The sequence below is a fragment of the Brevundimonas sp. genome, from assembly GCF_051858995.1.
In the GTDB taxonomy this organism is placed as follows: domain Bacteria; phylum Pseudomonadota; class Alphaproteobacteria; order Caulobacterales; family Caulobacteraceae; genus Brevundimonas.
Genome location: NZ_JBHYGN010000003.1, coordinates 118,197 through 141,330 on the forward strand (window position 1 = coordinate 118,197; position 23,134 = coordinate 141,330).

Annotated in this window: 25 protein-coding genes; 6 read left to right on the forward strand and 19 right to left on the reverse strand. The window is 68.2% G+C overall.

Translation table 11 applies throughout. From position 1 onward, the window contains the following. Window positions 1-30 precede the first annotated feature (30 nt). The 4 genes from ispG to ACTIEF_RS04025 form a co-directional block, all read right to left on the reverse strand. Complete coding sequence (ispG, locus tag ACTIEF_RS04010; protein ID WP_439470905.1) at window positions 31-1,182, reverse strand: flavodoxin-dependent (E)-4-hydroxy-3-methylbut-2-enyl-diphosphate synthase; 1,152 nt, start codon at window positions 1,180-1,182, stop codon at window positions 31-33. Between the two features lie 68 nt (window positions 1,183-1,250). After that, on the reverse strand, window positions 1,251-2,291 hold the full coding sequence (locus ACTIEF_RS04015; RefSeq protein WP_439470906.1) for a helix-turn-helix domain-containing protein: 1,041 nt from the start codon (window positions 2,289-2,291) through the stop codon (window positions 1,251-1,253). 264 nt (window positions 2,292-2,555) lie between these two features. Further along, window positions 2,556-4,760, reverse strand: coding sequence for a phosphoenolpyruvate--protein phosphotransferase (gene ptsP, locus ACTIEF_RS04020; RefSeq protein ID WP_439470907.1), 2,205 nt, complete (start codon window positions 4,758-4,760; stop codon window positions 2,556-2,558). 113 nt (window positions 4,761-4,873) lie between these two features. Beyond that, on the reverse strand, window positions 4,874-6,148 hold the full coding sequence (locus ACTIEF_RS04025; RefSeq protein WP_439470908.1) for an aspartate kinase: 1,275 nt from the start codon (window positions 6,146-6,148) through the stop codon (window positions 4,874-4,876). A gap of 55 nt (window positions 6,149-6,203) precedes the next feature. Here ACTIEF_RS04025 and ubiG point away from each other — a divergent pair, with 55 nt between their 5' ends. The 3 genes from ubiG to ACTIEF_RS04040 all read left to right on the forward strand — a co-directional run bounded on the left by ubiG (window position 6,204) and on the right by ACTIEF_RS04040 (window position 7,870). Next, on the forward strand, window positions 6,204-7,007 hold the full coding sequence (gene ubiG, locus ACTIEF_RS04030; RefSeq protein ID WP_439470909.1) for a bifunctional 2-polyprenyl-6-hydroxyphenol methylase/3-demethylubiquinol 3-O-methyltransferase UbiG: 804 nt from the start codon (window positions 6,204-6,206) through the stop codon (window positions 7,005-7,007). Continuing rightward, entirely contained in the window at window positions 7,004-7,540 is a 537-nt protein-coding gene (locus ACTIEF_RS04035) for an AAA family ATPase (RefSeq protein ID WP_439470910.1), read from the forward strand. Before ubiG ends, ACTIEF_RS04035 begins: the two co-directional genes overlap by 4 nt. A gap of 102 nt (window positions 7,541-7,642) precedes the next feature. Next, the gene (locus ACTIEF_RS04040; protein ID WP_439470911.1) at window positions 7,643-7,870 is read left to right on the forward strand and encodes a hypothetical protein; all 228 of its coding nucleotides are present in this window, start codon (window positions 7,643-7,645) and stop codon (window positions 7,868-7,870) included. On the opposite strand, the gene ACTIEF_RS04045 is transcribed toward ACTIEF_RS04040, so the two are convergent. The 7 genes from ACTIEF_RS04045 to ACTIEF_RS04075 all read right to left on the reverse strand — a co-directional run bounded on the left by ACTIEF_RS04045 (window position 7,867) and on the right by ACTIEF_RS04075 (window position 12,083). Further along, on the reverse strand, window positions 7,867-8,343 hold the full coding sequence (locus ACTIEF_RS04045) for a GNAT family N-acetyltransferase (RefSeq protein WP_439470912.1): 477 nt from the start codon (window positions 8,341-8,343) through the stop codon (window positions 7,867-7,869). The genes ACTIEF_RS04040 and ACTIEF_RS04045 overlap by 4 nt on opposite strands. A gap of 11 nt (window positions 8,344-8,354) precedes the next feature. Continuing rightward, entirely contained in the window at window positions 8,355-8,828 is a 474-nt protein-coding gene (locus ACTIEF_RS04050) for a DUF6265 family protein (RefSeq protein ID WP_439470913.1), read from the reverse strand. Window positions 8,829-8,859: 31 nt separating this feature from the next. After that, on the reverse strand, window positions 8,860-9,687 hold the full coding sequence (locus ACTIEF_RS04055) for an AraC family transcriptional regulator (protein WP_439470914.1): 828 nt from the start codon (window positions 9,685-9,687) through the stop codon (window positions 8,860-8,862). Window positions 9,688-9,691: 4 nt separating this feature from the next. Continuing rightward, on the reverse strand, window positions 9,692-10,126 hold the full coding sequence (locus ACTIEF_RS04060) for a DUF1178 family protein (protein ID WP_439470915.1): 435 nt from the start codon (window positions 10,124-10,126) through the stop codon (window positions 9,692-9,694). Further along, entirely contained in the window at window positions 10,123-10,971 is an 849-nt protein-coding gene (locus ACTIEF_RS04065; RefSeq protein ID WP_439470916.1) for a carbon-nitrogen hydrolase family protein, read from the reverse strand. Before ACTIEF_RS04065 ends, ACTIEF_RS04060 begins: the two co-directional genes overlap by 4 nt. Continuing rightward, on the reverse strand, window positions 10,968-11,225 hold the full coding sequence (gene grxC / locus ACTIEF_RS04070; RefSeq protein WP_439470917.1) for a glutaredoxin 3: 258 nt from the start codon (window positions 11,223-11,225) through the stop codon (window positions 10,968-10,970). The genes ACTIEF_RS04065 and grxC overlap by 4 nt, the downstream gene beginning before the upstream one ends. A 63-nt stretch (window positions 11,226-11,288) precedes the next feature. Beyond that, complete coding sequence (locus ACTIEF_RS04075) at window positions 11,289-12,083, reverse strand: ComF family protein (protein WP_439470918.1); 795 nt, start codon at window positions 12,081-12,083, stop codon at window positions 11,289-11,291. On the opposite strand from ACTIEF_RS04075, the gene ACTIEF_RS04080 reads away from it, so the two are divergent. Next, window positions 12,082-12,966: a methyltransferase domain-containing protein gene (locus ACTIEF_RS04080; protein ID WP_439470919.1), complete on the forward strand. Its 885-nt coding sequence runs from the start codon at window positions 12,082-12,084 to the stop codon at window positions 12,964-12,966. The genes ACTIEF_RS04075 and ACTIEF_RS04080 overlap by 2 nt on opposite strands. Before the next feature lie 7 nt (window positions 12,967-12,973). On the opposite strand, the gene ACTIEF_RS04085 is transcribed toward ACTIEF_RS04080, so the two are convergent. Genes ACTIEF_RS04085 through ACTIEF_RS04100 form a run of 4 tightly spaced genes read right to left on the reverse strand, consistent with a single transcriptional unit; the run spans window position 12,974 to window position 15,927 of the window. Beyond that, window positions 12,974-13,153, reverse strand: coding sequence for a Flp family type IVb pilin (locus ACTIEF_RS04085; protein WP_439470920.1), 180 nt, complete (start codon window positions 13,151-13,153; stop codon window positions 12,974-12,976). Between the two features lie 22 nt (window positions 13,154-13,175). Then, on the reverse strand, window positions 13,176-13,586 hold the full coding sequence (locus ACTIEF_RS04090) for a (deoxy)nucleoside triphosphate pyrophosphohydrolase (protein ID WP_439470921.1): 411 nt from the start codon (window positions 13,584-13,586) through the stop codon (window positions 13,176-13,178). Further along, window positions 13,583-14,974: a bifunctional glutamate N-acetyltransferase/amino-acid acetyltransferase ArgJ gene (argJ, locus tag ACTIEF_RS04095; RefSeq protein ID WP_439470922.1), complete on the reverse strand. Its 1,392-nt coding sequence runs from the start codon at window positions 14,972-14,974 to the stop codon at window positions 13,583-13,585. The genes ACTIEF_RS04090 and argJ overlap by 4 nt, the downstream gene beginning before the upstream one ends. Then, window positions 14,971-15,927 carry a peptidyl-prolyl cis-trans isomerase gene (locus tag ACTIEF_RS04100; protein ID WP_439470923.1) on the reverse strand — a complete coding sequence of 319 codons (957 nt, stop codon included), beginning with the start codon at window positions 15,925-15,927 and terminating at the stop codon, window positions 14,971-14,973. Before ACTIEF_RS04100 ends, argJ begins: the two co-directional genes overlap by 4 nt. Window positions 15,928-16,164: 237 nt before the next feature. Here ACTIEF_RS04100 and secA point away from each other — a divergent pair, with 237 nt between their 5' ends. Next, window positions 16,165-19,020 carry a preprotein translocase subunit SecA gene (secA, locus tag ACTIEF_RS04105; protein ID WP_439470924.1) on the forward strand — a complete coding sequence of 952 codons (2,856 nt, stop codon included), beginning with the start codon at window positions 16,165-16,167 and terminating at the stop codon, window positions 19,018-19,020. A 145-nt stretch (window positions 19,021-19,165) separates the two neighbouring features. Continuing rightward, the gene (locus ACTIEF_RS04110) at window positions 19,166-20,329 is read left to right on the forward strand and encodes an aminotransferase class V-fold PLP-dependent enzyme (protein ID WP_439470925.1); all 1,164 of its coding nucleotides are present in this window, start codon (window positions 19,166-19,168) and stop codon (window positions 20,327-20,329) included. Between the two features lie 13 nt (window positions 20,330-20,342). Here ACTIEF_RS04110 and ACTIEF_RS04115 read toward each other — a convergent pair whose 3' ends face one another. The 4 genes from ACTIEF_RS04115 to ACTIEF_RS04130 all read right to left on the reverse strand — a co-directional run. Beyond that, window positions 20,343-20,597: a hypothetical protein gene (locus ACTIEF_RS04115; protein ID WP_439470926.1), complete on the reverse strand. Its 255-nt coding sequence runs from the start codon at window positions 20,595-20,597 to the stop codon at window positions 20,343-20,345. A gap of 119 nt (window positions 20,598-20,716) precedes the next feature. Next, on the reverse strand, window positions 20,717-21,622 hold the full coding sequence (locus ACTIEF_RS04120) for a hypothetical protein (protein WP_439470927.1): 906 nt from the start codon (window positions 21,620-21,622) through the stop codon (window positions 20,717-20,719). Window positions 21,623-21,827: 205 nt separating this feature from the next. Beyond that, entirely contained in the window at window positions 21,828-22,877 is a 1,050-nt protein-coding gene (locus ACTIEF_RS04125; RefSeq protein WP_439470928.1) for an OmpA family protein, read from the reverse strand. A gap of 125 nt (window positions 22,878-23,002) precedes the next feature. Continuing rightward, on the reverse strand, window positions 23,003-23,134 hold a 132-nt coding region (locus ACTIEF_RS04130), incomplete at its 5' end, for a hypothetical protein (RefSeq protein ID WP_439470934.1).

The following is a 23,134-nucleotide window of genomic DNA, read 5'->3' on the forward strand; positions in this document are numbered from 1 at the left end:
ACTAGCGCAGCGGCGGGGCTTCCAACAGAGCTATTCGGCGGCTTCGAAGCTCGGTTGTTCGGCGGCCTTGCGGGCGGCGTCCAGTTCGGCGGCCTTGGCTTCGACCTGGGCGACGATCTCGTCGATCATGCCGTCGTTGGCCTGTTTGTGGGCGATCTTGCCGTTGAGATAGATCATGCCCGCGCCCTTGCCGCCGCCGGTAAAGCCGACGTCGGTGTAGAGGGCCTCGCCCGGGCCGTTCACGACGCAGCCGATGATCGACAGCGACATGGGCGTGGTCACATGGGCCAGCTTCTCTTCGAGGATGCCGACCGTCTCGATGACGTTGAAGCCCTGACGCGCGCAGGATGGGCAGGCGATGATGTTTACGCCGCGATGGCGCAGGCCCAGCGACTTGAGGATGTCGAAGCCGACCTTGATCTCTTCCACCGGGTCGGCGGCCAGCGAGACGCGGATGGTGTCGCCGATCCCGGCCCACAGCATGGAGCCCATGCCGATAGCCGACTTGATGGTGCCGGTGCGCAGCGGACCGGCCTCGGTCACGCCCAGGTGCAGGGGACAGTCGATGGCGTCGGCCAATTGCTGGTAGGCGGCGACGGTCAGGAAAGGGTCGGACGCCTTCACCGAGATCTTGAACTCGTGGAAGTCGTTGTCCTGCAGGATGCGCGCATGGTTAAGCGCGCTCTCGACCATGGCGTCGGGGCAGGGCTCGCCGTATTTCTCAAGCAGTTCGCGCTCCAGCGACCCGGCGTTGACGCCGATGCGCATGGAGCAGCCGTTGTCGCGGGCGGCCTTGATGACCTCGCGCACGCGCTCGGCGTTGCCGATGTTGCCCGGATTGATGCGCAGGCAGGCGGCCCCCGCCTCGGCGGCCTCGATGCCGCGCTTGTAGTGGAAGTGGATGTCCGCCACGAGCGGCACCTTGGCCTCCCGGGCGATAGTCCTGAAGGCCGCCGTGGACTCCTCGTCCGGGCAGGAGACGCGGACGATGTCGGCTCCGGCCTCTTCCAGCTGACGAATCTGGCCGATGGTCGCATTGGCGTCCGAGGTCGGCGTATTGGTCATCGACTGGACGCTGATCGGGGCGTCGCCGCCGACGGCGACATTGCCCACCATGATCTGGCGGCTCTTGCGGCGTTCGATATGACGCCAGGGACGGACGTGGGTGTGGTCAGCGCTCATTGCGGACGCAACATAGGCTCACGAATGCGGCATGGCCACGACAGGGACGATGCGAAACGTCGCGGGCCTCAGCCGACCGGCGTGGCCGGAGAGAGCGGCGCGGGCGCCGGGGGCGCGGCGGCGGGAGCCGGAGCCTGGGCCGCGACCGCCTGCAGTTGAGCCTGGGCGGCGCGGGCGGCGGCCTCGGTGCGGGCCGCGACCTCGGCGGCGGCCTGACGGGCCAAGGCCTGGGCGCGGGTGTTGAGCTGGGACAGGGGCGTATGCTCCGCCGTCAGGGCTCCGCCGTGCTCGCCGTTGAGATAGACGTCGAAGGCGCTGAAGTCCGAGGCGTCGATGACCGCGGCCACGCCCGGAGGCGCGCGCCAGGCTTCCCCGGCCGCCAGCTGACGGGCGAACAGGACCCGGCCGTCGGCCATGCGGACGACCAGCGCCGAGGCCTTGCGGGCCTGAATGATCACGTTCGAGACGCTGGCGGAGGCGCCGTAGATGGCGCCGCGCGGGTTGAAGGCCTTGGCGACCGGCAGGGCGGCGGCGGCCATGCCCTCGGGCGAGGTCGGATCGACGCCGGTCAGCTGGGCCTCCAGACCCGGGGTGACATACAGGGCCGGAATGGTCTGGTCAGGCGGCGCGGGGCGCGGGGCCGACAGTCGGATGACCGCCTCCTGTCCCGGCACGGTGCCGAGACGCCAGGTCTCGGGCACCTCGGCGATGTCCGAGGGCTGGGGCGCGCGCATCAGGCTGACACGCTGGAAGACGTTCCAGCCGACGACGGCGAACACCAGCACGGCCAGACCGGCGATCAGACGAGGCGAATAGCGCTTCACCTCTTCGAAGGCGACGCCGACCGGCGGCTGCAGCGGCACCGAGGGATCAGGGCTTTCACGCTTGAAGCGTTCGACCGCCAGCTGTTCGTCCAGGCCCAGGGCGCCCGCATAGGCGCGCACATACCCGATGGAGAAGACCCGGTTGGGCAGAATGGAAAAGTCGTTCTGTTCCAATGCGGTCAGATAGCGGCTGGGCACACGAGTGATGGTGGACAGCTCGGCCAGCGAGCGACCGGAATGGTCCCGCGCAATCCGCAGGCCTTCGCCCAGAGTCGGGGCGTCCATGACGGAGGGAACCATGTCCTTCCAGTCAGGCTGCGCACCATACTCGTTCGGGCCCTTGCCCGCATCCCGCGCCATAACGCTCGACCCCACACTCGGCGACGCGTCATCCACGCCCGCCGTACTCGAACCCGGCCCCTGTATCATATCGGGATGACAGTCAGAGCCTGCCCCCGCAGACCCACCGAATTCGCCTTGTGGATAACTCATAAGAGTCGACCGATCAATGATTTGTTAAGCACCTTGGCCGTTCCGGCCCGGCACAGATCAAACCGCGACGTTCAACTTCCGGGCCAGAGTCTCCAGTTCCCCGCGCACCGAGGCTGACGACGAGCCCAGCAGGCTGGCGGCGCCGCGCCGGGCGGCGGCCAGATCGGTGGACAGGATCATCCGCTTGACCGGCCCGACCCCGCCCGCCGGGGCCGAGAGACGGGTGAAGCCGAGCGTCAGCAGGGCGAAGGCCTCCAGCGGACGGCCCGCCAGCTCACCACAGACCGAGACCGGGGTGCCGGTGTCGGCGCACTTCTTCTGGATCTCGGACAGGGCCCTGAGCGCGGGCGGCGACAGGGGGTCGTAGCGGTCCGAGACCAGCGGGTTCGTGCGGTCGGCGGCGAACATGTACTGGAACAGGTCATTGGTGCCGATGGAGACGAAGTCGGTCAGCGGCAGCAGGGCGTCCAGGTGCCACAGCAGGCTGGGGCATTCGATCATCGCCCCGACGCGCAGCAGAGCGGGCAGCTCACGCCCCCGGCGGCGCGCCCAGTTGCACTCGATATCGACCAGTTCGCGCGCGGCGCGGAACTCGTCGACCGTAGCGATCATCGGGAACATCACACGCAGCTCGCGCCCCGCCGCGGCGCCCAGAAGCGCGCGCAGTTGAAGACGCAGCATGGCCGGGCGGTCGAGGCCCAGACGGATGGCGCGACGGCCCAGCGCCGGGTTCTCTTCCCGCTCGGTCTCCAGATAGGGCAGGACCTTGTCGCCGCCGATGTCGAGGGTGCGGAAGGTGACCGGACGGTCCCCGGCAGTGTCCAGCACGAGGCGATACAGGGCCGTCTGGCTGTCCAGACGCGGCAGCTCCTCCGAGACCATGAACTGGAACTCAGTGCGGAACAGGCCGATGCCCTCGGCGCCGGTGGCGTCCAGGTTCTCCAGATCCACGGCCAGACCTGCATTGGTCAGCAGGCTGATACGCTGACCGTCGGCGGTAACGGCGGGCGTGTCGCGCAGCTTGGCGAACTCAGCCTGCCGCTGGTCACGGACCTCCATGCGCGACTGGACCGCCGCCAGCATGTCGGGGCGGGGACGGAGATAGGCTTCGCCGGTCTCGCCGTCGGCGATGACCAGATCGCCCTCGGACAGGCGGTCGCGCAAGCCCATCAGGCGGCCGACGCAGGGGATTTGCAGGGCGCGGGCGACGATGGCCGCGTGGCTGGCCGCCGAGCCCTCTTCCAGCAGCAGGCCCTTCAGCTTCTCGCGCGGATACTCCAGCAGGTCCGCCGGACCGAGGTTGCGTGCGACCAGGATGGCGTCATCCGGTAGGTCGCGCATGCCGGGGCTGTCACCGGCGAGGACACGCAGCAGGCGGTTGGCCAGGTCCTCGAAGTCGTGCAGCCGCTCCTTGATGTAGGGGTCGCGGGCCTTGGCGAAGCGGGCGCGGTGTTCGTTGCGGACACGGTCGACCGCGGCCTCGGCGGTCAGGCCCGTGCGCACCGCCTCCTCCAGCGACCGGTTCCAGCCCCGGTCGTCGGCGAACATCCGGTAGGTTTCCAGCACCTCGAACGACTGGCCGCCCAACTTGCCGGCGCCGCCCTCCAGCATACCGTCGATATTGGCCTTCAGCCCGATCAGGGCCTCGCGCAGGCGGATTTCCTCGACCTGCTGGTTCTCGGCCAGCAGGTTTTCCGGCGCGACCGGGGCCTCGTGCAGAACGACGTGACCGTAAGCCAGACCTTCAGCGAACCGTTGACCCTTCAGCCGTTCCGGACGGTGCGGGGCGACCTCGATGTCGCGCAGTTCGTCCTGCCCCAGCAGTTCGCCCGAGGCGACGGTCTCGGCCAGAACCATGGCGATGGTCTGGATGTCCTCGACCTCGTCCTCGTCATAGCGACGCTCGGACCGGTTCTGGACGACCAGCACCCCGATGGCCCGCCCGCCGCGCAGCAGGGGGGCGCCGAGGAAGGCGTGGTAGGGATCTTCGCCTGTCTCCGGACGGTAGGAGAAGCTGGGATGCGACGGCGCGTCCGACAGGCTGATCGGACCGGCGCTGCGGGCGACCTCGCCGACAAGGCCCTCGCCGGGACGCAGGCGGGTGTTGTGCACGGCGTCGGGCTTCAGGCCCTGGGTGGCGAACAGCTCAAGTTCGCCGGACGCCCGCCTCAGATAGATGGAGCACACCTCGGCCACCATCGACTGGGCGATGATCCGCACCACGGTGTCGAGCCGCTGCTGGGCCGGCGCGGCCCCCGCCATAGCCTCGCGGATCTGGCGAAGGAGGTTACGCGGCCCCCTCGTCGTCAATCCGCCAACCGGCATGGCCCCTCCCGAAAGTCAGCGCTCCAGATGGGCGCCGCAAAGCTTGATTTCTAGACCGCTTCCAACCCGTAAGCCGAATGAAGCGCACGAACCGCGAGTTCAGCATAGGCCGCATCGATCAGAACACTGATCTTGATCTCCGAGGTGGAGATGGCCTGGAACTTCACACCCTTGTCCGCCAGGGCCTTGAACATGGTCTGGGCGACACCGGCGTGACTACGCATGCCGACCCCGACGACCGAAACCTTGGCCACGTCCTCGTCGACGCGCAGTTCCTCGAAACCGATCTCGGCCTGGGCGGCCTGCATCAGCTCGGCGGCGCGCTGGGCGTCGCGGCGACCGGTGGTGAAGGTCAGGTTGACCGTCCCGGCGGTGCGGGCCTGCGACTGGACGATCATGTCCACGTTCACATTGGCCTCAGCCAGGCGGGTGAAGACGTCGGCGGGCGCGTCGACCCGGTCGGACAGACCCAGCAGGGTGATGCGGGCCTCGTCACGGCTCATGGTCACACCGGACACGATGCGCTTTTCCACGATCTCCTCCTCGTCGCAGATCAGGGTTCCGCCCTTGTCGGGCATGACGCCGTTCGCGTCAGGTTCAATGAAGCTGGACAGGACCCGAACCGGGACCTGTTTGGCCATGGCCAGTTCGACCGAGCGGGTCTGCAGCACCTTGGCGCCCAGCGACGCCATCTCCAGCATCTCCTCATAGGAGACCTTTTCGAGGCGGCGGGCGCGGGATTCGATGCGCGGGTCGGTCGTGTAGACGCCGTCAACGTCCGTATAGATGTCGCAGGGACACTCCAGCGCCGCCGCCACGGCGACCGCCGAGGTGTCGGAACCGCCACGGCCCAGCGTGGTGATGCGGCCGTCCTTGGTCACGCCCTGGAAGCCGGGGACGATGGCGATCTGTCCGGTGTCGAGCGCGGCGCCCAGCACCTCGCCCGGCACGTCCTCGATACGGGCGCGGCCATGGGCGTCGTCGGTGATGATCGGGATCTGCCAGCCCATCCAGCTGCGGGCGTTCAGACCCATGTTGCGCAGGGTCAGGGCCAGCAGGCCCGAGGTCACCTGTTCGCCCGAGGCGACGACGACATCGTATTCGTCGTCCGACATCTCGACGCCGGCGCCCGGACGGCCCGCGCCGTCGGTCCAGGCGACCAGCTCATTGGTCTTGCCAGCCATGGCGGAGACCACGACGGCGATCTTCTTGTTCGAGGCGGCCTCGGCGGCGACGATGCGCGCGGCGCGACGGATACGCTCGAGGTCGCCCATCGACGTGCCCCCGAACTTCATCACCAGTCGCTGTGAGTCGGTCCGCGTCATCCTGGCAGGCTGCTCCGTACTTGCGTGAAACGGCGCGCGGGTTCATCGCTGCGCCATGGCTGCTTCTAACGGCACGGTATCGGCGCGGGAACCCCAAAGCGCGCGGGAATTCAGCGATCAGGCGGAGGGTCCGTCGATCGACCCCGCTGACGTGGCCCGCTTCTCGGCCCAGGCGGCCGAATGGTGGGACGCGCGTGGCCCCTTCGCGCCCCTGCACCGGTTCAATCCGGCGCGGCTGGCCTTCGTGCGCGACCGGGTCGCCGAGCGGTTCGGACGCGACCCGAAACAGCGCGAGGCCTTCGCCGGCCTGACCCTGCTGGACGTCGGCTGCGGCGGCGGGCTGATCGCCGAGCCCATGCGGCGACTGGGTTTCGCGGTGACCGCCGCCGACGCCTCCAGCGAGAACATCGGCACCGCCCGCGCCCATGCGGAGCAGCAGGGCTTGGACATCGCCTATCGCGCCGCGACGGTCGAACAGCTGGAAGCCGAGGGCGCCGGACCGTTCGACGTCGTGCTGACGATGGAAGTGATCGAGCATGTGGCCGATCCGGAAGCCTTCGTGCGCGCCTGTTCGCGGCTGGTGAAGCCCAGCGGCATCATGATCGTCGCCACCCTGAACCGGACGCTGAAGGCGCTGGCCCTGGGCAAGTTCGCCGCTGAGTATGTGTTGCGCTGGGTGCCCGCCGGGACGCACGACTGGAACCAGTTCCTCAAGCCGGACGAGATCCGCGCCATGCTGGCGCCCGAGCCCCTGACCGTCACCGGCCCGTTCGGCCTGGCTTTCAATCCGCTGACCGACCGGTGGAGCGAGGGCGATTCCGACATCAACTACATGATGGTCGCCACCCGGGACGCATGATCGTCAATCCGCGCATCGTCCTGACGGGAGGACCGGGGTCCGGCAAGACCACCCTGATCGAGGCGCTGGCGCAGCGGGGCTTCAGGACGGAACCCGAAGCGGGCCGAGCGGTGATCAAAGCCGAACAGGCCCGGGGCGGCGACGCCCTGCCCTGGGCCGATCGGGCTGCGTTCGCGGAAGCCATGCTGGACATCGACCTCGCTGCGCACTCCCGCTGGGCCGATGCGGTCGAGCCGGTCTTCCTTGATCGGGGCATACCCGACATCATCGGCTATCTGGCGCTATGCAGCCTGCCCCTACCGCCCCGACTGGAGGAGGCCGCCCAAACCCGGCGCTACCATTCCAGGGTCTTCATCGCTCCTTTCTGGCCCGAGATCTTCACCCAGGACGCCGAACGCCGTCAGGATGCGGATGAAGCGCGACGCACCTTTGAGGCCATGGCGCGAACCTATCCAGCCTATGGCTATGATCTGGTCGAACTGCCCAAAACCAGCGTCGAAGCGAGGGCGGCCTTCGTCCTCGAACAGCTCTGACGCCTTACCGCGAATTCACCCACCTTGCGCCCTTGTAACGGGATCACGGCAAGTCCCTGTGCGACCCCTTGAGCGTCACTTTACGCCTTGGGGAACACCATCATGAAACGCCTGATCATCGTGGCCGCCATCTCGGCCGCCGCCCTCCTGAACGCCGCCTGCGTCACCGTCATCGGGGTCGATGACGACTATCGCTGGACCGGTGAGAACGCCCAGCCCTTCGACGGCGCCAAGCGCGACTGCCGCCGCGAGACGGGCAGCCGGGAAGACGGCTCGACCGCCTTCGTGACCTGCATGGCCGGCAAGGGCTGGACCCGCGTCCGCGACTAGAGTTCGCGCACCATGTAGCGGGCGTCGGAGCCGTAGGAGGCCAGCTTGGCCGCCAGCTCCGGCGTCTCGCGCACGACGAAGCCGTGCCGGGCCCAGAAGGGCGCGGCGTCGTTGACCGCGACCAAGGCGAGGGCGGGCCAGCCCGTCGCCCGGGCGGCTTCGGCCAGCAGCTCCACCGCCTTGCCCGGATAGCCGCCGCCGCGCGCATCGGGATGCAGAGCCATGTCGTGCAGGTACATCACCGTCGCATCGTCCGGGATGGCCTCGATCAGGGTGTTCAGGGCCGGCGCGCTGTCGCTCCCCCACGGATAGGCGACCATATAGCCCCTGGGCTCGCCCGCCCCGTCCGCCAGCACGAAGCAGCCAGACGGATTCAGGGCCAACCGGTTCTCGAACAGGTCGCGGCCCTCGAAATGGTCGGGAAAGCCGATCACGGCGATGGCGGCGACGGTGTCGAGGTCCGCCGCCGTCATCGGTCGCCAGCTCAGGCCGGGCAGTTGGTGTTGAACTCCGCCTTGTGGAACCGCCACCGGATCGTCCTCGTCTGACTGTCGATCTCGCCCTCGATCCGGGCGTTCAGCACATCGCCGTCGCGTTCATAGATGACCCGCTTGGGGAAGTCGTGCTCGGCCTGTTCGAAGACGACCCGGTTGGGACCGGACTCCACCACCGGGAAGGTGGTCGGGGTCTGGCCCTCAGGGACAGCGAAATAGGCGAAGGGCGCGTCGGGCTCCGACCCGGTCGGGGCGACACGGGCCAGTTCCCAACCCACACGACCATTGCGGACGGTGATCGAGGTCCCGGCCATCAGGTTCAGGCGCGGCGGGCTCCAGGTCTCGGCCACCTGACGGCCGCCGTCGCAGGACAGCCAGTAGCCGGCCATCCAGCCCAGATCGGGGCGCAGGTCCGTCTGCGGGGCGCCGGCCAGGGCGGCGGTCATCATCAGGGCGGTCAGCATCTTCAGTCTCCCTCGGGGTTCGGGGAGCAAGCTAGGCCGGATGATCCGGGCCCGGCTTGTAGGATTGCGACGCGATGGCCCGGGCCAGCGCCTGTTGCTCCCGCGCCCATTCGGTGGCGGTGCAGCCGAGGAAGCGACGGAAGTCACGCGCCATCTGCGGCTGGTCGAAATAGCCGGCCTCGAGCCCCGCCCCCAGCCAGCTTTCCGCAGCGGGCTGGCCGGGATGGGCGGCGTGGTCGAAGACCCGGCGAAAGCGGAAGATTGACCGTAGCATGCGGGGCGAGACCCCGACGCGGTCGGCGAAGCGGCGCTGCAGGGCGCGCTGGTCGGCGGGGGATCGGACGGACGGCGGGGCGTCTCCAGCGGCGGCCTCGACCTCGCCGCGGATCAGGGGATCGATACGCCACTCGGCCCGGCGGCGCTGGTCCGCCAGCCAGCCGGTGAAGGCCTCGGCCTGCCCTTCCGGATCACCGACCGGAGCGGAGAAGCCCGCCAGCCGCTGGACCATGTCCAGTCGTCGATCCGTGGCCTCGACCAGGGGTTGGCCCAGCCAGTCGCGGGCGCCGTCGGGCTCGAAGCGGATCGCCACCAGCTCGGTCGGACCGACCGGGCGCAATGCCAGCGGACGGGTCATCTGACCTGCGAACAGGGCGGAGGGCTGCAATCGCCAGATCCCGTCCTCCCCCTGCTCCTCATAGGGCGCGCCGAGATCGAAGATCAGTTCGGGACATCCGTCCGGCGCGATCCGCTGGACCGCAGGAGCCGGATCGGGGTCGGCGTAGGTCCAGATCACCCGGACGAAGGGTTTGAGCGCCGCGGGGGGCTCGAACTCCTGATAACGCTCCCCCTCCCCCGCCATGGCCTCAGTGGACCTCTGACTTGTCCGGGGGAAGGTTGGGCAGGGGCGCGACCGGCACCCCGTCGTCACGCAGCTTCTTCACGTCGGCGGGCGTGGCCTCGCCGTAGATTTCGCGTTTCTCGGAGCGACCTTCGTGGATGTCCCGGGCCTCGCGGGCGAAGGCGTCGCCGACGTAGTCGAAATTCTGTTCGACGTGGGCGCGCACCTCGCGGGCGGCTTCCATCATCATGGTCTGCATCTTCGCCGCCATGTCGGCGGAAGGCGCGGACTTCTTCGTGCCCTTCACCGCCGGGGCCATGATCTGTTTGGACACGCCGCGAGAACCGCAGAGCGGGCATTCGACCAGTCCCCGCGCGGCCTGATCGTCATAGTCCGACGACGAGCCGAACCACGCCTCGAACCCGTGGCCGTGGTCACAGCTCAGGGCGTAGCGGATCATGCCGAAACAGCGGTCGGGGGTGCGAACGGGCGGTCATGGGTCAGTTGCGGCACCGCGTTGCGGGCCTTGTCGACCGCATCGAAATCGAGCGTGGCGAACAGGACGCCGGGCTCGTCGTTGTCGAGCTTGGCGAGCACCTCGCCCCAGGGCGCGACCACGGTCGAGCGACCCCAGGTCTTGCGGCCGTCCTCATGCTCACCGGCCTGGGCGGGCGCGAGAATATAGGCTCCGCTTTCGATGGCGCGGGCGCGCAGCAGGATTTCCCAGTGCGCCTGCCCCGTCGGGACGGTGAAGGCGGCGGGGACGGCGATCATCTTTGCTCCGGCCTTGGCCAGGGCGCGATGCAACTGCGGGAAGCGGATGTCGTAGCAAATGGTCAGGCCCAGCCCGCCCCACGGCGTTTGAGCCACCACCGCCCCATCACCGGGCCGCACCGAGGCGCTCTCGCGCCAGCGCTCGCCGGTCGGCAGATCGACGTCATAGACGTGCAGTTTGTCATAGGTCGCGTTCACCGCGCCCGTATCGTCGATCAGGATTGAGCGGTTGGCGGCGCGGTCGTCGCCCTCATGCCCCGAGCGCACGATGGCCGAGCCGATCAGCAGCCAGACGCCCAGCTCCCTGGCCAGCGCCGTCAGCTTCGCCACCACCTCGTCGCGGTCGTCCGGAACCAGCACGGCATCGCGGGCCGCGCGATCCTGGATCAGGAAGTTGGTGGCCTCGGGCGTCAGAATCAGCTTCGCCCCGCCCGCGACGGCCTGACGGATCAGGGGCTCGACATGGGCGAAGGCGGCGCCCGGCGAGGCCGGGGTGCGGGTCTGGATCAGGGCGACGGGGAGCGTGGTCATGCCGCCAGCAATGGGTCCAGCTCACCCTTGCGGTCAAGCGCGTGCAGGTCGTCCGAGCCGCCGACGTGCTGGTCGTTGATGAATATCTGCGGGAAGGTCATCCGGCCTTTCGAGCGCTGGATCATCTCCTGCTTCTTCTCCGGATCGTTCGAGGCGACGATCTCGGTGAACTCCACGCCCTTCTTCTTCAGCAGAGCCATGGCGGCGATGCAGTAGGGGCATCCGGGCTTGGTGTAGAGGACGACGTCTGCCAATTTCTTCTCCAACTCGAAACAGGGCCATGCGGCGTTCAACGCGCGAGGCCGGGGTGTTGCCCCCTACATAGTCAGTTCCCGCACGGTTCGCACCCGGGCGATGACGGCCAGGTCGACCGTGCGGGCGCCGGCCTCCAGCAGGGCCTTGGCACAGGCCTCGGCGGTGGCGCCGGTGGTCAACACGTCGTCGACCAGAAGGATGCGCCGCCCCTTGATACGACGGACGCCTGTGGGCGTGACGGCGAAGGCCTTCTTCACGTTGAGACGGCGGCCCCGCGCGGACTTGCCGCCTTGGCTGGTGGTGTGAGTCTGACGGACCAGGGCGTCGGGGATGTAGTCCAGGCCCGCGTTCCGGGCCAGCGGCCGGGCGACCTCGGCGGACTGGTTGAAGCGCCGCGACAGAAGCCGCCAGCGATGCAGGGGCACCGGCAGGACCGCATCCGCCTCGGCCAGCAGGGGCGCGGCGGCGCGGCTGAGCCAGCGGGCGAACAGGGGCGCGAACGGCTGATGGTCGCCGTGCTTGAACTTCAGGATCAGCCCGCGTGACGCCTCGTCATAGAGGCAGGCCGCCCGGCCGCGGGCGAAGGCGTAGGGCTGGGCCAGGCAGGCGGCGCATCGCTCGGAGGCGAAGACCCCGCCGTCCATCTCGAACGCCGCGCCACAGCCATCGCAGACCGGGTCTTCCAGAAACACCACTCGGCTCCAGGCGCCGGGCGTCAGCCCCGCCGAAGCCGTCGCCTCTGGGCTGTCATGGGCCAGGGGAGGCAGTAGAAGGTCCGCCGCCGCGCGGCCGATCTGACGACCAAGACCCGTCGCCGCTTCCCATCGCGCCCGCCAGACCCCATCCTGAAGGCTCATGAGCCCCTCCTCCGGTCCCCCCGTCATCTTCGACAGCCAGCGCCGAACGGCAAGGCTGAAGCGCAGCGAAAAGTTGTTTTCCGGCGCCGATTTCCTTCATGCGCGCGCCGCGGAGACCGCCGTTGGCAGTCTGGACGCCCTGCTGAGGGAGTGGCCGGAGGTCGCGGACCTGTCGGCCCTGCCGGGCCCGTTCGCCGCCGCGCTGACCGACGCCTACGCGGCCCCGCGGGTGGGGCCGATCAAGACGGTCGGCTCTCTGGCAGTGCGCGCCGCGCCGGGCGCGGCGCCGCTGGACCTGCCGGACGAGTCGCAGGACCTGATCGTCACCCTGATGAGCCTGCACTGGGCCAATGACCTGCCGGGCGCCCTGAGCCAGATCCGCCGCGCGCTTAAGCCGGACGGCCTGTTCGTCGGCACACTGCTGGGCGCGGGCACCCTGAAGGAGCTGCGGTCGGTGCTGACCGAGGCCGAGCTGGAGCAGCGCGGCGGGGCGCAGGCGCGGATCTCGCCCTTCGCCGACGGCTTCGACGGCGCCGCCCTGCTGCAGCGGGCCGGGTTCGCCCTGCCGGTGTCGGACGTGGACCGGCTGACCGTGCGCTATCCTGACCTGCTGGCCCTGATCCGCGACCTGCGCGCCATGGGCGAGACCAATGTGCTGGCCGGAAACGGTCGTCCCCTGACGCGCGGCATCATCGCCCGGGCGGCGCAGTTGTATGCGGAACGGTTCGGCGAGCCGGACGGGCGCATCCCGGCGACCTTCGAGATCGTGCACCTGGCCGGCTGGGCGCCGCACGAAAGCCAGCAGAAGCCCCTGCCGCGGGGTTCGGCCAAGGTCCGGCTGGCGGACGCGCTGGGGGTGAAGGAGCAGACCGGCGAGGAGTAAGGGCGGCCTAGCCGCCCATGGCCGCGCGGATGGCGTCCATCGCGCCATTGAAGACGCCGCTGCCGGTCGCGCCGAAGGCGGTCAGGGCCGACAGGATGACCAGAAAGATCAGGGCGATGATCAGGCCGTATTCGATGGAGGTCGCGCCATCGTCATCGCGGAGGAAGCGGGTCAGGAAGCGTTTCATCCTCGCCTCCCTTCCCGGACGGCTAGAGCAGATCGCGCAGCCAGGCGATCAGAGGTTCGTCCGCCGGAGGCATGGGATAGTCGGTCAACTGAGCCGGACGCACCCACTTCAGGGCCGAATGCTCGCGCGCCTGAACCACCCCCGACCAACGTCGGCACAGGTACAGTGGCATCAAGAGGTGAAATGACTCGTAACCGTGACTGGTAAACACGAACGGCGCGAGGCAGGCCTCGGTGACATCGATCCCGAGCTCTTCCTTCAGTTCGCGGATCAGGGCCGCCTCGGGCCGTTCGTCCGGCTCGACCTTGCCGCCGGGAAACTCCCACAGCCCGGCCAGTTGCTTGCCCTCGGGCCGCTGGGCGATCAGCACCCGCCCGTCGCTGTCGATCAGGGCCACGGCGACGACGAGGACGGTTTTGACGGGTTCGTTCACGAGCGATAGTCGCCGTTGATCTCGACGTAGCGCTTGGTCAGATCGCAGGTCCAGACGGTGGCGGAGGCTCGGCCCGAACCAACGTCAACGGTGATGTCGATCTCCGGTTTCTTCATATAGGCGCTCATTTTGTCTTCGTCGTAGGTCGGGGACGGAGCCCCGTCGACGGCGGCGACGTGGGGGCCGAATTTGATCGCCAGACGGTCGCGATCCACCGCCTCCTCGGTCTTGCCGACCGCCATGACGACGCGGCCCCAGTTGGCGTCCTCGCCCGCCAGTGCGGTCTTCACCAGAGGGCTGTCGGCGATGGACTTGGCCAGTTTGCGGGCCGAGGCCGGACTGGCGGCGCCGTCCACCGTCACCTTGACGAATTTGGTCGCCCCCTCGCCGTCGCGAACCAGCTGGTGCGCGAGGTCCAGCATCACCTGATCCAGCGCCCGGCTGAAATCCTTCAGGCGGCGGTCGCCGACCCGGCCGATGCGCGGCGCGCCGGAGGTCCCGGTCGCGAACAGCAGGGCCGTGTCATTGGTCGAGGTGTCGCCGTCTACCGTCACGCTGTTGAAGGTGGTGCGCACGTGCAGGCCCAACAGGGCGCTCAGCACGGCGGGCGAGATGGCGGCGTCGGTGACGATGAAGGCCAGCATGGTCGCCATGTCCGGCGCGATCATGCCCGAACCCTTGGCGATGCCGGCGATGCGAACCTTGTGCCCCTCGATCTCGCACTCGACGTACGATCCCTTCGGGAAGGTGTCGGTGGTCATGATGGCCTGACCGGCGCGGGCCCAGTTGTCCGCCTCCAGACTGGCCTCGATCTCGGGCAGGCGGGCGGCGATCTTGCGGTCGTCCAGCACCACGCCGATCACCCCGGTCGAGGCCAGCATGACGTCGCGCTGGCGGCAGCCGAAGCGTTTGGCGACCTCGGAGGCCGTGCGGCGGGCGGCGTCTGCCCCAGCCTTGCCGGTGAAGGCGTTGGCGCAGCCGGCGTTGACGACCAGCGCCCTGACGTCCTGACCACCGTCCTCGGCGCCCAGATGGCGCTTGCACCAGTCCACGGGGGCCGAGCCGACCTTGTGGCGGGTGAAGACCCCGGCGCAGGTGGTGCCGCGCGCGAAGCTGAAGACCACCAGATCCTCGCGCTCATGCTTGTAGAAGCCCGCGCGACCGGTCGCGATCTCGACCCCGCCGATGGGCGGAATGGTCGGGAAGGGCACGGCCAGCGGCGACACCTGCAGGCCCGGCTTGCCCGGCGCGGCGGCGGCCGGTGTAGGCTTGGACGGCGTGGTGGCGCGCTTGATCGCCGTAGCCACGGGCTCCAGCGCCTTTTCAAACGCCTGTTCGATCTTCTGTCCGGTCGAACCCCGACCAGTGGGAGGAGGCGTCTTGTTCATCGGGCCTTCAAAGGTACGGGAGCGGGAACTGAGGTGGCAGGGGTGGCCGGAGCCGGTTGTTGGGTCGGCGCCGCCGCAGGCGGGGCGGAGGCGGGCTCCTGGGAACGGGCGTCGCCGTTCAGCAGGACCTCGACCGCCGCCCTGCCGCGAAGCTCCTCCAGAAGCTGGCGGACACCTTCATAGGTCAGATAGCGCACGATCTGCGGTCGGGCCTGATCCATGGTGGGCGGCGTCTCCCGACGACGATCCTCGACCCGCAGGACGGCCCAGCCGCCCTCGGTCTGGAAGGGGCCGACGGTCGAGCCGGCGGGGCGGTCACGCAGGGCGTTGCGATAGGCCTCGGGCATGACGTCCGGGGTCAGATAGCCCAGATCGCCGCCCGAAAAGCGGGTCGCGTCATCGATCGAGCGCTCCATGGCCACGGCCTCGAAGGCGGCGCCCTGCCCCAGGATGCCGACCACGGAGTCGGCCTCGGCGCGGGTGCGCGACAGGATCAGGCGGGTGCGCACCTCTTCCGAGGTCCGGGCCAGGTTCAACTGACCCTGATAGATGGCCTCGACCGCCTTGTCGGAAATCTTGTCGTTGACCACGGTCTCGACCAGCATGTCGCCAAGGATGCGCTCGCGGGTGGCGGCCAGACGGCGCTGGGCCAGCGGCGAATTGTCCAGACCCCGGCGCTCTGCCTCGCGGGCCAGCAGCTTCTGGTCGATGACCTCGTCGAGCACCCGGCGGAACAGGTCCGAGGACACGTCCAGCGGCTCGCCCTCGCCCACCAGCCCTTGCGCCACGGCCTCGCGTTTCACGTCCGAGGCCCAGATGGTTTCGTCCTGGACCTTGGCCACGGCGCGGTCGCCGGGCTCGGGCGGACGGTCGGAATCGCCGCCGCGACCGCAGGCGGCGACAGTCAGGGCGAACGCCATCAACAGGGGGAAGAGGACGCGGGAAGGCCTCATGCAGGCGCGCTCCGTCTGCGGGCGGCGAAAGGCCCTCGCGTTGACAGGGATAAGGCCGGTGCTTAAGTCCCGGCTGCGCCCAAGTCGAGGGGTTTTCGATCGTTCGCGCGGCCCTCGCGCGCGCCTGTCACGGGCGCACCGGGCCGCCGGTCCCGGAACCCCTTCAAGGCGTGCATCCGCCGCCCTTCCGGGACCTCGTACCAGAGCCTCTGTCGCTCGCCCGCCTTCGGATCCTCCATGCTCGGCTTTGCCAAGAAGATTTTCGGCTCCTCCAACGACCGCAAGGTCAAGGACTTCCTGGGCCGCGTTCAAAAGATCAACGCGCTGGAGGAGAAGTACGCCGCCCTCTCGGACGACGAGCTGCGGATGATGACCGACGCCTTCCGCGACCGTCTGGCCGCCGGCGAGACGCTCGACAAGATCATGAACGAGGCCTTCGCGGTGGCCCGCGAGGCGTCCAAGCGCGTGCTGGGCCAGCGCCAGTATGATGTGCAGCTGACCGGCGGCATGATCCTGCATGACGGCGGCATCGCCGAAATGCGCACCGGCGAGGGCAAGACCCTGGTCGCCATCGCGCCCGCCTATCTGAACGCCCTGTCGGGCAAGGGCGTGCACGTCATCACCGTGAACGACTACCTCGCCCGTCGCGACGCCGAATGGATGGGTCGCGTCTACCGCTTCCTGGGCATGGACGTGGGCGTGATCGTCAACGGCCTGTCCCCCGGACAGCGCCAGGCGGCCTATGCGGCCGACATCACCTACGGCACCAACAACGAGTTCGGATTCGACTATCTGCGCGACAACCTGGTCTATGACCGGCGCGAGATGGTGCAGCGTCCGCACAACTTCGCCATTGTCGATGAAGTCGACTCCATCCTGATCGACGAAGCCCGCACCCCGCTGATCATCTCGGGCCCGACCGAGGATCGCTCGGACCTGTATGTGACGGTCGACGCCCTGATCAAGGAACTGATCCAGGACAAGACGACCTACGACCTCGACGAAAAGCAGCGCCAAGTGCTGCTGACCGAGGAAGGCTCGGAACTGGTCGAACAGATCATGGAACAGCGCGGTCTGTTCGCCGAGGACACGACCGGCCTGTACGACGCCGCCAACATCACCCTGGTGCACCACATCAATCAGGCGCTGCGGGCTAACACCCTGTATCAAAAAGACAAGGACTACATCATCAAGGCCGGCGAGGTCATGCTGATCGATGAGTTCACCGGCCGCATGATGCAGGGCCGCCGCCTGTCGGAAGGCCTGCACCAGGCCATCGAGGCCAAGGAAGGCGTCAAGATCCAGCCCGAGAACCAGACCCTGGCCTCAGTGACCATCCAGAACTATTTCCGCCTCTACGAAAAGCTGTCCGGCATGACCGGCACCGCGGCGACCGAGGCCCAGGAATTCCTCGACATCTACAAGATGGACGTCCTGGAGGTGCCGACCCACCGCCCGATCCAGCGCATCGATTTCGACGACGAAATCTATCGCACCGAGCGCGAGAAGAACCTCGCCATCGCCGCCCAGATCGCCGAGCGCCATCTGGCGGGCCAGCCAGTGCTGGTCGGCACGGTGTCGATCGAGAAGTCGGAAGTCCTGTCCGAAATGCTGAAGACCTTCGTCTACAAGGTCGAGACCGGCCGGACCCTGAAGAAGGAGTTCGAGGGCAAGGCCAAGGAAGCTGAGAAGATCGGCGATGCGGCCTATGACATCACCTATGAGGTCAAGCTGCGCGGCATTCCGCACAACGTCCTGAACGCGCGCCAGCACGAGCAGGAAGCCTATATCGTCGCGGACGCGGGCCTGCCCGGCGCGGTGACCATCGCCACCAACATGGCCGGTCGCGGCACCGACATCCAGCTGGGGGGCAACCTCGAGATGCGGATGCAGAAGTGGCGTCAGGACCAGCGCAACCTCGCCGTTGAAGTCACCGAGGCGATGGAAGCTGCCCAGGAAGCCGAATTCAAGGCCGACATCAGCGCCCAGAAGGAAATCTCGATGGCCGCGGGCGGCCTGTTCGTCCTGGGCACCGAGCGCCACGAAAGCCGCCGGATCGACAACCAGCTGCGCGGCCGGACCGGCCGTCAGGGCGACCCCGGCACCTCGAAATTCTTCCTGTCCTGCGAGGACGACCTGCTGCGCATCTTCGCCGGCGACCGTCTGGACTCGATCATGAAGTCGTTCGGCGTCGCTGAGGGCGAGGCCATCAGCCACCCGTGGCTGAACAAGGCCGTCGAACAGGCCCAGAAGCGCGTAGAGACCCGCAACTACGACATCCGCAAGAACCTGCTGAAGTACGACGACGTCGTGAACGACCAGCGCAAGGCGGTGTTCGAACAGCGTCAGGAGTTCATGGACTCCACCGACCTGTCGGAACTGGTCGACGAGTTCCGCGCCGACGTGATCAGCGACCTGGTCGAAAAGCACATGCCGCCCAAGGCTTACGCCGAGCAGTGGGACATCGCCGGGCTGGACGAGAAGGTCCGCTCGACCTTGGGCCTTGAGCTGCCGCTGGCCGAGTGGGCCGCGGAGGAAGGCGTCTCGAACGAGGAGATCGAGGAGCGCATCGTCCAGGCCGCCGAGGCCCGCGCCGCGGAACGTCTGGAGCTGGTCGGCGCCGAGCAGATCCGCAACCTCGAACGCCAGTTCATGCTGCAGATGATCGACATGCAGTGGCGCGAGCATCTGGTCCAGCTGGACCATCTGCGCGGCGTCATCGGCCTGCGCGGCTACGGCCAGCGCGATCCGCTGAACGAGTACAAGACCGAGGCCTTCAACCTGTTTGAAAGCCTGCTGTACGAGCTGCGCCACAACGTCACCCGCTGGCTGATGACGGTGGAGTTCCGCTTCGACGCCCCGCCGCCGATGGAGATGCCCGAGTTCCAGGAAATCCACCTGAACCCGGGCACCGGCGAGAACGAAATGAGCAACCCGCTGGCCCAGTTGCCGGAAGGCGTGCTGGAGGGCGACGCCCGCTCGCGTCTGCCGGTAGACGTGCTGCCGGTGGGCTGGGAGCGCACCTCGCGCAACGCCGATTGCCCCTGCGGCTCGGGCCGCAAGTTCAAGCACTGCCACGGAAGTCTCGTCTAAGGGGCGCTGACGCGCCGCGCTATCGCTGGGCTCGCGGAGCCTCGCTACTTGAGCGCACGATAGAGTGTCGAGTTTGGAGGCGGGTTCGCGGTGCGGGCCCGCCTCTTTTCTTTTGGCCCTGAGGCGAACCGGCTAAGGTCCAGCCATGAGCCACAAGTCCCTGTTCTCGCGCGCGCTCGGTCTGGATCCGGATCGGCTGCATTTCGCCGCCCACAGCCACCATCTGTGGCCGGACGCCAGCTTTGAGGGACAGGTGCGCGCCTGGGTCGAGGCGAACCGGTTCGCGGACCGGAAGTGGGACCTGATCTTCGGCGAGGTGATCCCCGAGGCGCAGGCCCATGTGGCGAAGGAGCTGAACCTCCCCTCGCCCGAAAGCGTGGTGTTCGCGACCAACACCCACGAGTTCCTGTTGCGCATCGTCTCGGGCTTGGAGAGCAAACCGGTCCGCATCCTGTCCACCGACGGCGAGTTCCACTCGTTCCGGCGCCAGGGCGAGCGTTGGGAAGAGGCGGGCGAGGCGGTCATTACCCGCATCCCCCTGCATCCATTCGAAACCTTCGAGACGCGTTTCCTGAAAGCGGCGCGAGCCGGGACCTATGACCTGATCCTGATCAGCCAGGTCTTCTTCCGCACCGGCCAGGTGTTCGGCGGCATCGCCGAGCTGGCCGAGCTGGCCCGCCCTGAGGGGCCGTGGGTGGTGATCGACGGCTATCACGGCTTCATGGCCACGCCGACGGACCTGTCGGCGGTGGCGGATCGCATCTTCTACGTCGCGGGCGGGTACAAATACGCCATGTCCGGTGAAGGGGCGGGCTTCCTGCACGCCCCGGACGGCTTCTGCCCCCGCCCCGTGATCACTGGCTGGTTCGCCGAGTTCGGGGATCTGGAGGGACCGCCAGGCGGCGTCCAGTACCGCACCGACGGCGGCCGCTTCTGGGGCGCGACGCTGGAGGCGACGCCTTTCTATCGCTTCAACGGCGTGCGCCAGATGCTGGACGAGGCCGGGCTGACCACCGCTGACGTCGCCGCCCACGCGCGCGGCCTGATGCAGGCATTCCAGACCGCCGTCGAGGCCGGTCAGGCCGGTCGGCTGAGTACCGCCGAGCTGTTGAATCCGGTCGCCGGTGACGGAGCCCGTGCCCGCTTCCTGGCCTTCCGCCATGCGGATGCGCAGGGCTGGCGCAAGCGGTTGCTCGACGCGGGTGTGGTCACCGACGTGCGCGACGACGTGATCCGCTTCGGCTTCGGCCTGTATCAGGACCAAGCCGACGTGCAGCGGCTGATCGAGACCTGCGAACGGGTGCTGTAGGCCCCGAAGGCCCTTACCAGTCGCCCAGTCCGGGGCAGTTGCCGATGGGCGTGGCGATCTCGTAGGCCGAGGTCTGCCCGGTCACCAGCGGCGTGATGATGGTGGTGTTGCTCAGGCAGTACTGCCGGTAGCTGCCGACCACCTCGGTGTAGGTGGCGTCGCTGTAGAAGACGACGTCGTAATAGATGTTGGTGGTTTTGGCCGAGGCCACGCCCCCGAGCGCCGCGGCGGCGATGACAGCTGAACCCAGAATGGCTCCGATCTTCATGGCGTCCTCCCTTTGCACGACCGCGCACATGCGCGAACGGAAGGAAGGAAGGTAACGCAAAAGGCGTGCTATCTAAGGGTGTTTATCAGTACATATTCTCAACTTAAAGTGATGCAGCCTCAATAGAAGGTGGTGTCTTCCTGCTGACGCGGCTGAGGCGCCTGACGCGGCGCCGCGGGCGCAGGCGTCGGACGGGCTGCCGGGGCCGGGGTCGCGCCCGACTGCGGCGTGGCGCCCGGCTGGGGCTCGCCCTGGCCTGGAACCGGGGTCACCTGCGGCAGGGTCGGATAGGGCAGGGTCTGCGGCGCGGGACCGCCGTCCGGATAGGGCAGCGGCGCCTGGCCATTGGCGTCCACAACCGGCACGTCGGGCTCAACTTGGTCCGGCGCATCAAGGTCATCGCGAATGAAGGCCCAGGAACGCGAGTCCGAACAGGCGCAGGCCTTCATGAAGCCCTCGCGGTCGCGCCAGATGATCAGCGGATAGCGGGTCTGCAGACCAGCCTCGCTGAGGTTGCGGCTGAGCTGGTTGACGAAGTCGCGCCCGGCGTCGACCACCGCCGAGCGGGCCAGATTGCTATCCGCCGCCGGGATGCCCGCCGCCGTCCAGTTGTTGACCGGCGTGGCGGTCCAGCGCTGGTACAGCACCCAGTCGCGGGTCAGCCAGAGCTCGGCCACCGTGGCGCGTTCCGCCGCCGTGGACTGCTGCATGCCCTCACGGTCCGCCCGGGCGAAGACCAGGATGCGGGTCTCGACGCCCGCAGCGCGCAGCTTGGGCGCCTCCTCGCGTTCGAACCGCTGCATGGCGGCGCTGTCGCGATAACCGATGACATAGAGGGCCTGACCGCCGCCCCCCGCCGAAATCCACGAGCTTTCGTCCAGCAGCTGCTGGATCTCCCCCTGATTGCGGGTGACCGTGACCGGCTGGAAGCGGGCGTAGAAATTCCAGTAGGCCCAGTAGCCCCCGCCCGCGAGGGCGAGGCCTATCACGGCGGCGAGGGCAGACCAGACGAAAAAGCGACGCATGCGGGGAGGCGCTCCAGCTTCACTGTTCGAACAGGTTAACGCCTAACACCGAAAAGCGCTGCCGCGAACGCCGGAAAGGCGTTTATCGGGGCGCGCGGCCCAAACGAAAAGCCGCCGGCCCTCTTTCGAGAACCGGCGGCTTCGTCGTGAGGGATCACCGACCTTCGATCCGGGCGAGCCGAAGGCCTCGGATCAGCGTCCGGTCTTAGCGGAAGCTGATGCCGACGGTGGCGCGACGGTTCAGAGGCTCGCGAACGCCGTCGGCGGTCGGGCGGGCCAGCTGGGTTTCACCCTTGCCGTCCAGAGCGATCACGCCGCCGTTGACGCCCGAGGCGACCAGGGCGTCAGCCACCGTGCGCGCACGGCGATTCGACAGGCCGACGTTGTAGGCCGCCGAGCCCGAGGTGTCGGCGTGACCGACGATCAGGACGCGGGTCGGCCGACCCGACTTGGCGTAGTTGGCGGCCTGGGTGACCACCGATTGGGCTTCAGCCGTCAGGTCCGAGCGATCCCAGTCGAAATAGACCACGAACTCGCGGTCAGCGGGGATCACCGGCGCGGGCGGCGGCGGAGGGGGCGGCGGCGGGGGCGGAGGCGGCGGAGGCGGCGGGGGAGCCACGACCGGCGGGGGCGGCGGGGCGGCCACGGCGCCGAACGAATAGCGCAGACCCAGGCTCACCGAGTGATCCTCGAAGTCGCCCTTGAAGCTGTCGACGTCGTCGCCCAGCTCCAGGTCGGCCACGTTCAGATAGCGGTAGGTCAGGTCGATGCTGGTGCGCTCGCTCAGACGCCAGGCGGCGCCGGCCAGCAGTTGCCAGCCCCAGTTGGTGTCGTCAGCGTCTTCGAACTCGACCTTGGCGCCGCCGACGCCCGCGCCGACGAACGGGCGGAACGAGGCGTCACGGCTGCCGAAATCGTACAGGACGTTGGCCATCAGGGTGGTGGCGTTGGCGTCGACGTCGTCGAAGGTGACGCCGCCGATCTCGAGCTCATCGCTCTTGCGGTAGCCGGCCTCGGCCTCGATCCGCCAGTTTTCGTTCAGGCGATAGCCCAGGCGACCGAAACCGGCCAAGTCTTCACCGGCCTGGGTCTCGACCGGAACGCAGACCGCGCCGGTGCAGGCGTCCCAGTCATTGCTTTGCGGCCAGTGGTAGCCGATGTCGGCGGCGACGTAGACGCCGTCCGGATCAGCCAGAGCCGGGGTGGCGGCGAAAAGGGCGAGGAGCGCGGCTCCGGCCATCAGTTGCTTCTTCATGGTATCTCCCAGATCGTGGGAAAGCGCCCACGAGCCGGGGGTTAAGCGCGAAGTCGGCCAAGGGTTGCAAAGCCGCCCCCCCGCCCACCTCCACAGTGAAGCAACTGTGGCCGAAAAGCCTCAGGTCACCCCATCGTCGGGATGACGAAGCTGCTGTCGGCGTGTTCCAGCTCCGAGTCCGGCCAGCGGGCGGTGATCGTCTTGACCTTGGTCCAGAACTTCACGCCTTCCATGCCGTGCTGGTTGGTGTCGCCGAA

Bases quoted from the DNA above. Each gene is read 5' to 3' on its own strand.
- ACTIEF_RS04065 (WP_439470916.1), bottom strand. From the start codon at position 10,971: ATGACCACGCTCCCCGTCGCCCTGATCCAGACCCGCACCCCGGCCTCG.
- ACTIEF_RS04045 (WP_439470912.1), bottom strand. From the start codon at position 8,343: ATGACGGCGGCGGACCTCGACACCGTCGCCGCCATCGCCGTGATCGGC.
- ACTIEF_RS04075 (WP_439470918.1), bottom strand. From the start codon at position 12,083: ATGAGCCTTCAGGATGGGGTCTGGCGGGCGCGATGGGAAGCGGCGACG.
- ACTIEF_RS04060 (WP_439470915.1), bottom strand. From the start codon at position 10,126: ATGATCCGCTACGCCCTGAGCTGTGACCACGGCCACGGGTTCGAGGCG.
- ACTIEF_RS04100 (WP_439470923.1), bottom strand. From the start codon at position 15,927: ATGAGGCCTTCCCGCGTCCTCTTCCCCCTGTTGATGGCGTTCGCCCTG.
- secA (WP_439470924.1), top strand. From the start codon at position 16,165: ATGCTCGGCTTTGCCAAGAAGATTTTCGGCTCCTCCAACGACCGCAAG.
- ACTIEF_RS04085 (WP_439470920.1), bottom strand. From the start codon at position 13,153: ATGAAACGCTTCCTGACCCGCTTCCTCCGCGATGACGATGGCGCGACC.
- argJ (WP_439470922.1), bottom strand. From the start codon at position 14,974: ATGAACAAGACGCCTCCTCCCACTGGTCGGGGTTCGACCGGACAGAAG.
- ACTIEF_RS04050 (WP_439470913.1), bottom strand. From the start codon at position 8,828: ATGCTGACCGCCCTGATGATGACCGCCGCCCTGGCCGGCGCCCCGCAG.
- ACTIEF_RS04120 (WP_439470927.1), bottom strand. From the start codon at position 21,622: ATGCGTCGCTTTTTCGTCTGGTCTGCCCTCGCCGCCGTGATAGGCCTC.
- ACTIEF_RS04115 (WP_439470926.1), bottom strand. From the start codon at position 20,597: ATGAAGATCGGAGCCATTCTGGGTTCAGCTGTCATCGCCGCCGCGGCG.
- ACTIEF_RS04125 (WP_439470928.1), bottom strand. From the start codon at position 22,877: ATGAAGAAGCAACTGATGGCCGGAGCCGCGCTCCTCGCCCTTTTCGCC.
- ACTIEF_RS04015 (WP_439470906.1), bottom strand. From the start codon at position 2,291: ATGGACGCCCCGACTCTGGGCGAAGGCCTGCGGATTGCGCGGGACCAT.
- ACTIEF_RS04035 (WP_439470910.1), top strand. From the start codon at position 7,004: ATGATCGTCAATCCGCGCATCGTCCTGACGGGAGGACCGGGGTCCGGC.
- ACTIEF_RS04110 (WP_439470925.1), top strand. From the start codon at position 19,166: ATGAGCCACAAGTCCCTGTTCTCGCGCGCGCTCGGTCTGGATCCGGAT.
- ACTIEF_RS04040 (WP_439470911.1), top strand. From the start codon at position 7,643: ATGAAACGCCTGATCATCGTGGCCGCCATCTCGGCCGCCGCCCTCCTG.
- ACTIEF_RS04080 (WP_439470919.1), top strand. From the start codon at position 12,082: ATGAGCCCCTCCTCCGGTCCCCCCGTCATCTTCGACAGCCAGCGCCGA.
- ubiG (WP_439470909.1), top strand. From the start codon at position 6,204: ATGGCTGCTTCTAACGGCACGGTATCGGCGCGGGAACCCCAAAGCGCG.
- ispG (WP_439470905.1), bottom strand. From the start codon at position 1,182: ATGAGCGCTGACCACACCCACGTCCGTCCCTGGCGTCATATCGAACGC.
- ptsP (WP_439470907.1), bottom strand. From the start codon at position 4,760: ATGGCGGGGGCCGCGCCGGCCCAGCAGCGGCTCGACACCGTGGTGCGG.
- ACTIEF_RS04025 (WP_439470908.1), bottom strand. From the start codon at position 6,148: ATGACGCGGACCGACTCACAGCGACTGGTGATGAAGTTCGGGGGCACG.
- ACTIEF_RS04055 (WP_439470914.1), bottom strand. From the start codon at position 9,687: ATGGCGGGGGAGGGGGAGCGTTATCAGGAGTTCGAGCCCCCCGCGGCG.